The sequence below is a fragment of the Kitasatospora sp. MBT66 genome, from assembly GCF_000710405.2.
In the GTDB taxonomy this organism is placed as follows: Bacteria; Actinomycetota; Actinomycetes; order Streptomycetales; family Streptomycetaceae; genus Kitasatospora; species Kitasatospora purpeofusca.
On the sequence record NZ_JAIY01000010.1, the window covers coordinates 542,215 to 553,097 of the forward strand.

8 protein-coding genes and 2 pseudogenes are annotated in these 10,883 nt (G+C 75.4%); 5 read left to right on the forward strand and 5 right to left on the reverse strand.

The genetic code is table 11. The annotated features are described in order from the left end of the window. Positions 1 to 685, forward strand: a pseudogene (locus BI06_RS27095) (glycosyl transferase); the annotation flags it as partial. 77 nt (positions 686 to 762) lie between these two features. Here BI06_RS27095 and BI06_RS27100 read toward each other — a convergent pair. The 4 genes from BI06_RS27100 to BI06_RS27115 all read right to left on the reverse strand — a co-directional run bounded on the left by BI06_RS27100 (position 763) and on the right by BI06_RS27115 (position 5,977). Then, positions 763 to 2,349 (reverse strand): alpha/beta hydrolase, encoded by a 1,587-nt coding sequence (locus tag BI06_RS27100; protein ID WP_043472234.1) that lies wholly within the window; start codon positions 2,347 to 2,349, stop codon positions 763 to 765. Positions 2,350 to 2,453: 104 nt separating this feature from the next. Beyond that, a complete protein-coding gene (locus BI06_RS27105; protein ID WP_043472235.1) occupies positions 2,454 to 4,103 on the reverse strand; it encodes an alpha/beta hydrolase in 1,650 nt (549 codons plus the stop codon). Between the two features lie 61 nt (positions 4,104 to 4,164). Further along, positions 4,165 to 4,920: an HNH endonuclease family protein gene (locus BI06_RS27110; RefSeq protein ID WP_030391262.1), complete on the reverse strand. Its 756-nt coding sequence runs from the start codon at positions 4,918 to 4,920 to the stop codon at positions 4,165 to 4,167. Between the two features lie 142 nt (positions 4,921 to 5,062). Beyond that, complete coding sequence (locus BI06_RS27115) at positions 5,063 to 5,977, reverse strand: NAD-dependent epimerase/dehydratase family protein (protein ID WP_030391263.1); 915 nt, start codon at positions 5,975 to 5,977, stop codon at positions 5,063 to 5,065. Positions 5,978 to 6,098: 121 nt separating this feature from the next. Here BI06_RS27115 and BI06_RS27120 point away from each other — a divergent pair, with 121 nt between their 5' ends. After that, positions 6,099 to 7,190 (forward strand): GlxA family transcriptional regulator, encoded by a 1,092-nt coding sequence (locus BI06_RS27120; RefSeq protein WP_082558704.1) that lies wholly within the window; start codon positions 6,099 to 6,101, stop codon positions 7,188 to 7,190. Positions 7,191 to 7,197: 7 nt separating this feature from the next. On the opposite strand, the gene moaA is transcribed toward BI06_RS27120, so the two are convergent. Further along, complete coding sequence (moaA, locus tag BI06_RS27125; RefSeq protein WP_082558705.1) at positions 7,198 to 8,292, reverse strand: GTP 3',8-cyclase MoaA; 1,095 nt, start codon at positions 8,290 to 8,292, stop codon at positions 7,198 to 7,200. A gap of 145 nt (positions 8,293 to 8,437) precedes the next feature. Here moaA and BI06_RS27130 point away from each other — a divergent pair, with 145 nt between their 5' ends. The 3 genes and pseudogenes from BI06_RS27130 to BI06_RS27140 all read left to right on the forward strand — a co-directional run. Further along, positions 8,438 to 9,040, forward strand: coding sequence for an NTP transferase domain-containing protein (locus BI06_RS27130; RefSeq protein WP_199523351.1), 603 nt, complete (start codon positions 8,438 to 8,440; stop codon positions 9,038 to 9,040). Between the two features lie 211 nt (positions 9,041 to 9,251). Next, positions 9,252 to 10,124, forward strand: coding sequence for a hypothetical protein (locus tag BI06_RS27135; RefSeq protein WP_082558706.1), 873 nt, complete (start codon positions 9,252 to 9,254; stop codon positions 10,122 to 10,124). Positions 10,125 to 10,322: 198 nt separating this feature from the next. After that, positions 10,323 to 10,883: pseudogene (locus BI06_RS27140) on the forward strand (hypothetical protein); the annotation flags it as partial.

Genomic DNA, 10,883 nt, shown 5'->3' on the forward strand with positions numbered 1-10,883 from the left:
GGGCGGCTTCGGCCCCGGCGGCATGCGGGGGCCCGGTGCGGGCGGCGACGGGCCGACCCTGTGGCTCAACGGCCGGACGGTGACGCCCCAGCAGGACGGCGGTCAGGGTGGTGGCCAGGGCGGCGGCCAGGGCGCCCCCGGCTTCCCGCAGCAGGACGGCGGCCGGGGCACCGGCCGGGTCCCCAACGGCAACGGCGGCGGTCAGGGCAGTCAGGGCGGCCCCGGCGGTCAGGGCGGACAGGGCGGCCCCGGCGGGATGAACGGGCTGCTGAACGGCACCCGGGTGAGCGACGAGGCGGCCGCCCTGCTGAAGCAGGACGCCGACCAGTACCGCTGGGCCGCCGCGACCTCGGGTTCGCAGAACGCCGCCAGCTACCAACTCGCCTCCGACGTACCGGTGATGGCCCTCGGCGGCTTCAACAGCAGTGACCCGTCGCTCAGCCTGGAAGGCTTCCAGCAGTACGTGCGGGACGGCAAGGTGCACTGGTTCATCGGCGGCGGCTCGCGCGGCTTCGGCGGCGGGGAGACGGCCGGGGCGAACACGGTGAACGGCGCGAACGGTCCCGGCGGCGAGTCCTCGCAGTCGCAGACCGCCCGGATCGAGGCGTGGGTGGAGGCGCACTACACCGCCCGCACGGTCGGCGGGTCGACCTTCTACGACCTGACCGAGCCGCCCACCTCCTGACCGGCCGGACCTGAACGCACAACGGCGGGGCGCCCCGAGGATGTTCACCTTGGCGCGCCCCGCCGTCGGTCCGCCCGCTACCCCCGGTCGCTCGCGCAGCGCGTCCCGGCGGCCGGCACGGTGCCGTCGACCAGGTAGGCGCCCACCGCCGCCCGGACACAGGCGCTGTGCCCGTAGCCGGTGTGCCCCTCGCCCTCCCGGGTGAGCAGCACCGCGTTGCCCAGCTGGGCGACCAGCTGCTGGGCGTTGGCGTACGAGGTCGCCGCGTCGCCGGTGGAGCCGACCACCACGATCGGCGTCGCGGCCTTCGAGGCGATCGGGTGTGCCTTCTCCGGCGAACGGAACGGCCAGCTGCGGCAGTCCGGGTCGAACAGCGTCGCCGCCGGCTCGTGCCGGCTGATCAGCGGGGCCCTGGCGGCCATCCGGGCGTAGGCGTCCCGCAGTGCGTCCCCGGTCGGGACGTCGGTGGCCCCGTCGGCGCAGTAGATCGCCGTGTAGGCGTCGGCGGCGGCGCCGTAACGGCCGTCCTCGCCACGCTTGTTGTAGGAGTCGGCGTAGGCGAGCAGGTAGTCGCCGTCGCCCTGGTTCATGGCCCGGTCGATGGCGGCGGCCAGGCCGTCCCAGCCGCCCTCGTCGCCGTAGAGGCCGTCCATCACGCCCGCCCAGGCGGCGGAGGAGGTGAGGACCCGGCCGTCGGTGGTGGTGAGCGGCTTGCGCTTCAACCCGTCGAGGAAGTCGGCGGCCCGACCGGCCGCCTTGTCCCGGTCGGTGCCGAACGGGCACGGCGACTGCTGGGCGCAGTGGGCGGCGAAGGCGCGCAGCGAGCGGTCGAAGCCCGCGTACTGCTCGATGTTGGTCTCGGCGATCGGCTTGGCCGGGTCGATCGCGCCGTCCAGGACGAGCCGGCCGACCCGGTCCGGGAACTCCTCGGCGTAGAGACTGCCCAGGTAGGTGCCGTAGGACAGGCCGAGGTAGGTGAGCTTCCGGTCGCCGAGCGCGGCGCGCAGCACGTCCATGTCGCGGGCGGTGTCGCGGGTGCCGAGGTGTTCCAGCAGCTTGCCGTACTTCGCCCGGCAGGCGTCCGCGAGCAGCTTGCCGTGCTCGGGCCCGGGGGTGTCGGTGGTGATCCAACTGTCCCGGGTCCTGTCGTCCAGGCAGTTGACCGGGGTGGTGCGGCCGGTGGCCCGGGGGTCGAAGCCGACGATGTCGTAGTGGTCGCGCAGCGGACCGTCGTAGTCGCGCTGGCCGAAGAGGACCGCGTCGACGCCGCTGTTGCCCGGCCCGCCCGGGTTGATCACGAGCGACCCGGTCCGCTGCGCGGGCTTGGCGGCGCCGACCCGGGCCACCGCCACGTCGAGGGTGGCGCCGGCCGGGTCGGCGTAGTCCAGCGGCACCTTGAGGGTCGCGCACCGCACGGATGCCGGGTCGACCCCCTCGGTCCTCGGGGCGTCCTTGCAGGCCGTCCAGGCGAGCTTCTGGCCGTAGTACGACCGGAGCGCCGGGTCCGGGGCCGACTGCGCGGCCTCCGCCGCCGCGACGCCCGCCCCGGCGGAGGCACCGGAGGCGCCCGCACCGGTGCTACCGCCTCCGCCGCCGGTACAGGCCGCCAGCAGCACCGCCGCGGCGACGGCGGGCAGGGCGCGTCGCGAGAGCCGGGTCGTCATCGAGTCCACCGCACACGAATATCACCCGACGATCACCCCGCCGACGGCGCCCCGCCCTCCGTCGCCCCGGCTCAGCCCCGACTCGACCCCGGCTCGGCCCCGACTCAGCGTGCGGGGTCGGTCGCGCAGCGCGTCCCGGCGGCCGGCACGGTGCCGTCGACGAGGTAGGAGTGCACGGCGTCCCGGATGCACGCGCTGCGGCCGTACGCGGTGTGGCCCTCGCCCTCGCGGGTGAGCAGCACTCCCTGGGCGAGCGATCCGGCCAGTCGCTCGGACCAGGCGTACGGGGTGGCCGCGTCGCCGGTGGAACCGACCACCACGATCGGCGCGCTGCCCTCGGCCTTGATCGGGTGCGGCTTCTCGGCCGAACGGAACGGCCAGCTCCGGCAGTCCGGGTCGAACAGCGCCGCCGCCGGGTTGTGGGCGGTGACCAGCGGAGCCTTGGCGGCGAGCTCGGCGAGCTGTGCCTGCAGCTCGGCCTCGGTCGGGGCCATCACGGTGTCCGCGCAGTGCACGGCGGTGTAGGCGTCGGCCGAGACCTTGTACCCGCCCTTCTGGTCGCGGCCGGTCGCACCGTCGGCGAGGCCCATCAGGTAGTCGCCCTTGCCCTGGTTCATGGCCATCGTGAGGACGGTCCGCAGGTCGGCGTAGGACTGCTCGTCGTTGAGGCTGTCGATCACGCCGTTCCAGGCGGCGGTGGCGGTCACCTTGCGGCCGTCGGTGGTGGTGAGCGGCTTGTCCTTGAGGCCGTCGAGGAAGTCGGCGAGCTTCTTGGGCGCCGCCTCCGGGTCCTTGCCCAGCGGGCAGGGCGACTTGGTGACGCACCCGGTCGCGAACAGCTTGAACGACCGCTCGAAGCCGATGTACTGCTCGATGTTGTGCTGCACCAGGCTGGTCGACCTGTCGCTGGCCCCGTCCAGGACGAGGCGGCCGGTCCGGTCCGGGAACTCCTCGGCGTAGACGCTGCCGAGGTAGGTCCCGTAGGACAGGCCCATGTAGTTGAGCTTGGGGTCGCCGAGCGCGCCGCGCAGCACGTCCATGTCGCGGGCGGTGTTCCGGGTGCCGACGAAGGGCAGCAGCTTGGCGTACTTGGCCTGGCAGGCGTCGGCGAGCAGCTTGCCGTGGTCCGCGCCGGGCGCGTCGGTGCTGATCCAGGCGTCCCGGGCCTTGTCGTCCAGGCACTTGACCGGGCTGGTGCCGCCGACGCCGCGCGGGTCGAAGCCGACGACGTCGAAGTGGTCGTGCAGCGGGCCGTCGTAGTCCTTCTGGCCGCGCTGGACCATGCCGACGCCGGTACCGCCGGGGCCGCCGGGGTTGACCAGCAGCGAGCCGGTCCGCTGCTCGGGCCGGGCGGCCGGGATCCGGGCGACCGCGACGTCCAGGGTCTCCCCGGAGGACGGATCGGCGTAGTCCAGCGGGACCTTGAGGGTCGCGCACTGGACCGCCGACTCGTCGGTCTTCGTGGTGGCCGGGTCGTCCTTGCAGGCCGCCCAGGCGAGCTTCTGGCCGTAGAAGGCCTGGAGCGCCGGGTCCGCCTGGCCGGTCGGCTTCACGGTCGGGGTCGGCGTCGGGGTGGCGGTCGGGGTGGGCGCGGGGGCGGCCGGGTCCGTGGAGGCCGGGGCCGAAGCGGTGGCCGGGGCCGCGGTGGAGGCCGCGTCGGTGGAGCCTCCGGCGCTGGTGCAGGAGGCCAGCAGGGCGGCTGCGGCGACGGCGGGCAGGGCGCGTCGCGAGAGTCGGGTGATCGTCGAATGCACCGCACACGAATATCACCCGACGATCACACCATCGACGGCGCCCCACCCCCTCGACGGGGCGTCAGCCGCCGCACTGCTGCAGCATCGCCTTCTTGTCGGCCTCGGTGACCGGCAGTTGGTACTTCAACGACACCTGTGCGAAGCGGACGGCGTACGAGCACCGTATCCGCGGGTCGGCGGGCAGCCAGGCGGACGGGCCGGAGTCACCCTTGGAGGCGTTCTGCGAGCCGTCGGCGGGGACGAGGTTCAGCGGGTCGTTGGCGATCCGGACGCGCTTGGCCTTGTCCCACCCGCTCGCGCCCATCTGCCAGTCGTAGGACAGCGGCATCACATGGTCGATCTGGATCTTCGACGCCTGCTGCTTGCTCCAGCGCACGGTCTTCCCGGTGTACGGGTCGAGGATGGTCATCGCGGTGACCACACACTTCGAGCCGTCCTTGTGCTCGACCGCCGAACCGTCGCGGGCCAGCAGGTCGTTGCGGGTGTCGCAGTTGTTGCGGCCGCCGGGCACGCCGTCCACGCTGTCGGTCCAGGCGGGGCCGAACTCGTTGCGGTCGTAGCCGTCCTTGGGGCCGGTCGCGGCGGTGGCGACCTTGGCGATCAGCTCCCGGCCCGCCTTCTGCTCCTCGGGCGAAGTCAACGGCGCCAGACCGGGCTTGGTGCCGTCCGGGTTGTCCAGCGGACTGGTGCCGGGGCCGACGGCGCCGGCGGGCGCGGCGTCCTCGCTGCGCGGCGTGGCGCCGGAGCAACCGCTCAGCGCCAGGGTGGATATCAGGAAGACGGCGGCGGCCGACAGGACGGTGCGACGGGCGGGCACGGTGGACTCCCCGGATGGGTGGGCGGCTGACGGCGCACCAGCAGACCAGCCCGCCCGCACCCGGTCAAGCCACCACAACCCGGAGCATTTCGATCATGGCGAAGCTCACACCGGGCGCCGCCCCGCCCCCGCTACGGCCGCACTACGACCGCGCGCCGCGGACGATCTCCTCGAGCACCTCCTCGAACGGAGTCGCCGTCACCCCGAGCACCTCCTCGGTGCGCGTCGAGTCCAGCCGCAGCGGCCGGTCGTACAGGTAGGCCATCTCCTCGACCTCGGCGAGGATCTCGTCCCCCAGCTGCACCAGTTCGGCCGGCGCGACGGCGGTGAGCACGGGCTCCGGCGCCCCGGCCGCCGCCGCCAGCCGCCGGGCCACCTCGCGGGCCGGGGCCTCGCTGGTGCTGGGCACGTGCCAGGCCCGGCCCCAGGAGGCCTCGTTGCGGGCGGCGGCGACCAGGGTGGCGGCCACGTCGCCGAGGTGGCTCCAGCTGTGCGGCGCGTCCAGGTCGGCGGGGTAGCCGACCGGCTCGCCGGCCAGCACGGCGGGTACCACCGTGAAGCCGAACAGCGAGGTCGCGCCCCGGCCGAGGAAGTCGCTGGCCCTGACCTCGGTGACGCGCGCCCGGCCCGCCCGGTGCGCGGCGAGCGCCTCCGCCCACAGGGCCGCCCGCAGCGTGCCCTTGCGGCTGGTCGGGGCGGCGGGCAGGTCCTCGGTGAGCGGGCCGTCGACCGGTCCGTAGCCGTACAGGTTGCCGAGCATCACGTAGCCCGCGCCGGTCCGTTCGGCGGCGGTCAGCAGCCCGGCGGCGAGCGGCGGGAACTCGGTGAGCCAGCGGTGGTACGGCGGGGCCGCGCAGTTGACCAGCGACAGCGCGCCCCCGGCCAGCGCGGTGAGGGCGTCGGCGTCGGCGGCGTCGGCGGCGATCCGCTCGATGCCGGGATGCTCGGGGCCGGTGCCGCGCCGGGTGACCAGCCGGACCTGTTCACCGGAGCCGGCGAGGAGCAGGGCGGTGGCGGTGCCGGTCGGGCCGGCGCCGGTGACGACGTGGAAGGACATGGGAGCTCCCGGGCTGCCGTTGGGGTGGGTGGCGCCGGGGCGTCGGCGCCGTGATCAACTCTCCTTCGGGACCCGGCCGCACGGCAGGGCCCGGGCTGCCAAGGTTCCGGAGGTTCTGGCCATGCCCCGCACCACCCGACCGGCCCCGACCGGGCCTGCGGCCGACTCCCGACCGACTGCCGCCCGACCGGCCGACTCCCGACCGGCTGCCACCAGGCCGACCGCCGCCCGGCCGACCGGCGTCCACCGGATCGCGGTGGTCGCGGTGCCCCCGGTGACCGCCTTCGACCTCACCATTCCCGACCTCGTCTTCGGCTCCGCCGAACTGGACGGCGACCCGCTGTACCGGGTGCGGATCTGCACCGCCGAACCGGGCCCGGTGACCACCACCGGCAGCCTCCAGGTGGTCGTCCCGCACGGCCTGGAGGCGATCGCCGAGGCCGACACCGTCCTCGTCACCGGGTCCGCCTCCCGCGCCGACGCCGACGAACGGATCCTCACCGCCCTGCGCACGGCGGCGGACCGGGGCGCGCGGATGGCCTCGATCTGCACCGGGGCCTTCGTCCTGGCCCAGGCCGGACTGCTGGACGGGCACAGCGCCACCACCTACTGGGTGCAGGCGGGCGCCCTGGAGCACCGCTTCCCCAAGGTGCGGGTGCTCCCGCAGGCGCTGTTCGTCGACGACGGCCCGGTACTCACCTCGGCCGGGCTGACCGCCGGCATCGACCTGTGCCTGCACATGGTGCGGACCGACCACGGCGCGGCGACGGCCAACGCCGTGGCCCGGCTGGCGGCGCTCTCGGAGGTCCGCGAGGGCGGCCGGGCGCAGATCCTGCCGACCCCGGTCGCCGGCGCGGACGGCAGTTCGCTCGCCGCCACCCGGGCCTGGGCGCTGGCCCGGCTGGCCGAGCCGCTCGCGCTGGCCGACCTGGCCGCGCACGCGGGGGTGAGCGTCCGCACCCTCAACCGCCGCTTCCGGGCCGAGACGGGCACCACGCCGCTGCACTGGCTGCTCACCCAACGCCTGGAGCAGGCCCGTGAGTTGCTGGAGTCCACCGATCTGGCGGTGGACCGGGTCGCCGCCAGGACCGGCTTCGTCACCGCCGACTCGCTGCGCGGCCACCTGCTGCGGCGGATCGGCATGACCCCGCGCGCCTACCGCACGCACTTCGCCCGGTCGGCCGCCGATCCGCGCTCCGGTGAACGCCCCTGACGGACAGTCAGCCTCCGATGGCCGACATCGGACGGGCCGGCCGGACGAAGTCCGCGCCGCCGATGGCGTGGCCGGGGCCCTTGCGGGCGATGGTGGCCCGCCAGGCGGCCTCCACCCGGTCGTCGTCGGCGCCGTCGCGCAGCAGCGCGCGCAGGTCGGACTCCTCGGTGGCGAACAGGCAGTTGCGCAACTGCCCGTCGGCGGTGAGCCGCACCCGGTCGCACCCGCCGCAGAACGGGCGGGTGACGGAGGCGATCACGCCCACCACCGCGTCCGTCCCGGCGATCCGCCACTCCTCGGCCGGGGCGTTGCCGGAGCGGCCGACCGGGTGCAGGTCGAAGCGCTCGCCGAGGCGGGCCAGGATCTCGTCCGCGGTGACCATCCGCTCGCGGTCCCAGGCGCCCTGCGCGTCCAGCGGCATCGACTCGATGAAGCGCATCCGGTAGCCGTGCCGGACGGCGAAGCCGAGCAGCTCGGCCAGTTCGTCGTCGTTGACCCCGCGCACCGGCACCGCGTTCACCTTCACCGGCGCGAGCCCGGCCGCGTGGGCGGCGGCCAGCCCGGCCAGTACGTCGGCGAGCCGGTCCCGGCGGGTGAGCGCGGCGTACCGCTCGGGGCTCAGGGTGTCCAGGCTGACGTTCACCCGGTGCAGTCCGGCCGCACGCAGCGCCTCGGCGGTCCTGGCCAGGCCGATGCCGTTGGTGGTCAGCGACACCTCCGCCCCGAGCTCGGCGATCCGCCCGACCAGGGCGGGCAGTCCGCGCCGCAGCAGCGGTTCTCCGCCGGTCAGGCGCACCGACGTGATGCCGAGCCGGCGGACGGCGATCCCCACCAGGCGGACCACCTCGTCGTCGCTCAGCACCTCGGCCCGGGGCAGCCAGTCCAGCCCCTCGGCGGGCATGCAGTAGGTGCAGCGCAGATTGCACCGGTCGGTCAGCGACACCCGCAGATCGGTGTGCACCCGCCCGTACCGGTCCACCAGGGGGTGCGGCGCCCCGGCTCGACCCGTGACGGCGCGGTCCGGCTCGACGGCGGCCGTCCCCGGCACGGTGGTGCCGGACGCACTGTTCCTCGACGCACTGTTCCTCGACGCGCTGCTCATCCGCCCAGTACAGGGGCCCTGCGACGGGAGCACCAGCGGCCGAACCGCCGGGGCGCGGCAGCCCGCCGCCGCCCCCGCTCGTGCGATCGTCCAACACCCGGCGGCGGGACTGTGCCCCGGCCGTCGGGCCGGGCAGGCTGGGCCCATGGAACAACAGAGGGACGCGGTCACCGCGCTGGTGCTGGCGGCCGGGGGCGGGCGCCGGTTGGGCGGACGGCCGAAGGCGCTGCTGCCGTACCGGGGGCGGCCGCTGGTGGAGCACGCCGCGGCGGCGGCCAGGGCGGGCGGCTGCCGGGAGGTGACGGTGGTGCTGGGCGCGGACCGGGAGCGGGTGCGGTCCACCGCCCATCTGCCGGGCTGCCGGCTGGTGGCCAACCCGGACTGGGAGGGCGGCATGGGCTCCTCGCTGCGGGCCGGTCTGGCCGCGCTGCCCGCCGGCTCCTCGGCGGTGCTGGTGATGCTGGTGGACACACCGGGGGTGGGAGCGGCCGCGGTGGCCCGGCTGCTGGCCGCGCACCGGGCCGGGGCCGGTCTGGCCGCGGCGACGTACGGGGGGCGGCGCGGGCACCCGGTGCTGATCGGCGCCGGGTACCTCGCCGAGGCGGCGGCGGGCGCGCGGGGGGACGCCGGGGCCCGGGCCCTGCTGGCGGCGCACGCCGCGGAACTGGTCCCGGTCGAGTGCGGCGACGTCGCCTCCCCGGACGACCTGGACACGCCCGCCGACCTCGCCCGCTGGGGCTCGGGATGACACCCGCCCGGCACCGGACCGCCGCCGTCCCGCCCCGGTGGGGAGGGGACTCCCGCCCGAGGGGGACCGCCCTCCTCCTCACCGGCGAGGATTCGGGCGCGCACCCCTGATTCGTCCCTGAGGATTGCCGCATTCCGCGCCGCACCTCCCGGGTTTCGGGGAGCATGGGACACGTCACTCCGCCCCCGATTCGAACGGACGGTACCCCGCGATGGCCGGACTGCCCGACGACTTCACCGGACACGACCCGGCCGGGCGCGGCCCGGGGGCGGCGGGTGGCGCCCGGGCGATCCGCTGCCCCGCCTGCCGGCGGGAGCACCTCTACGAGCCGCCGTCGCTGCCGTGCCCGTGCGGCGCCTCGCTGAAGGTGCCGCTGCTGCGCGGCGGGGTGCCGGTGCAGGTCCGGTTCCGGTCGTGGGAGGACTCCTGGCTGAGCATGCGCTGTCCGCACTGCGGCCGCTCCGACCAGTGGCCGCAGCCCGAGTTCACCTGCAACTGCGGTGCCACCGTGCGGCTCCCGGTGGACCGGACGACCCGGCTGGGCGGCGGGGCGGCGGCCGGCCCGCTGGGTGCCACCGCCGGACCGCGGACCTCCCACCCGCACCCGGCCCGCCCCGCGCACTCCCTGGACGCTCCGCCCGCCGCGGCGCCGCCGGCCACCGGGTCCGGCGGGCAGGCCGCGCAGTGGCGGCGCCGCGCGCCGTTCCGCCCGCACCCGGTGCGGACCTCGCAGGACGCGGTGTTCACCGCCGCCCGCTACCTGGAGTGGCTGGGCTTCGACGACCTCGAACTGACGGAGGCCCAGGAGCGCGACGGGGTGACCCTGCTGGGCAGCCGGATGGTCGCGCAGGTGGACACCTGGACCGAGCCGGCGGACGTGAAGTCGGTCGAGTGCCTGTGGCTGCAGACCCTGCACGCGGAGGAGATGGCCGCCGCGATGTTCACTCTTGCGGGCTATTCGCATCAGGCCACGGTGCGCGGCGAACAGCTGCTGGTGGCCCTGTTCAGCCTGGACCTGGCGGGCGTGCCGCAGCCTGCGAACGGCGCCGCCGAGGCCCTGATGGAGACCGGCTGGACGTCCTGAGGCCTCGTTCGGGCCCCGACCGACCGGCCGCTGATCGTTTAGACGAAAACCCGGCCGCGCGCAACAACCTCCGCTCGTGATCTGGTGCACAAGCTCGCCCCCGTGTTGAATTGCCGCCACAACGCGGGCCTGTGGTGTGTCGTGCCACGGACGGGGAGGGCCCGCGTCCTGCTGGATGGCGCACACAAGGAGGTGGCGTTGTCGGAGCACGGATGGGGCCCGAACGGTCAGGACGCACCGGGGCGCACAGCGCCACCGGAGCCGGGGGACACCGTATGGCGGCTGCGGTCCCGGGCGTGCTGGCGGGAGGCCGCCGACCTACTGCGGCCGGCCGCCGAACGCGACCCGGCGGTGGCACTGATCAGGGCCGAACTCCTGATCGAGCAGTGCCTGTTCACCGCCGCCCACTGGAACCAGGCGGAGCAGGCGCTACGACTGGCCGAGGCCACCGTGACCACCACCGAGCAGCGCGCGGCGGCGGCCTGCGCCCGGGGCTTCCTGGCGTACGTGGCCAGTGTGCTGGGCGCCCGCGACCGTCTCGACGAGGCGCAGGCCGCGCTCGGCCGCACCTCGGCGCTGCTGCCGCCGGACGCGCCGGGCCGGCCGCTGCTGGACTTCCGCCGGGGACTCGTGGCGGAGAACCTGCTCCGCGACCCGACGGCGGCCTGGATCGCCTACCGCCGGGCCCACGACGGCGCGGGCGAGCGCGGCGACGAACTGCTGCGCTCGTCGACCTGGCGGCACCTGGCCGCGCTGGCG

What these genes read in the sequence shown, in the direction of transcription:
- BI06_RS27120 (WP_082558704.1), top strand. Translation starts at nt 6,099, where the DNA reads ATGCCCCGCACCACCCGACCGGCCCCGACCGGGCCTGCGGCCGACTCC.
- BI06_RS27100 (WP_043472234.1), bottom strand. Translation starts at nt 2,349, where the DNA reads ATGACGACCCGGCTCTCGCGACGCGCCCTGCCCGCCGTCGCCGCGGCG.
- BI06_RS27135 (WP_082558706.1), top strand. Translation starts at nt 9,252, where the DNA reads ATGGCCGGACTGCCCGACGACTTCACCGGACACGACCCGGCCGGGCGC.
- BI06_RS27130 (WP_199523351.1), top strand. Translation starts at nt 8,438, where the DNA reads ATGGAACAACAGAGGGACGCGGTCACCGCGCTGGTGCTGGCGGCCGGG.
- moaA (WP_082558705.1), bottom strand. Translation starts at nt 8,292, where the DNA reads ATGAGCAGCGCGTCGAGGAACAGTGCGTCGAGGAACAGTGCGTCCGGC.
- BI06_RS27115 (WP_030391263.1), bottom strand. Translation starts at nt 5,977, where the DNA reads ATGTCCTTCCACGTCGTCACCGGCGCCGGCCCGACCGGCACCGCCACC.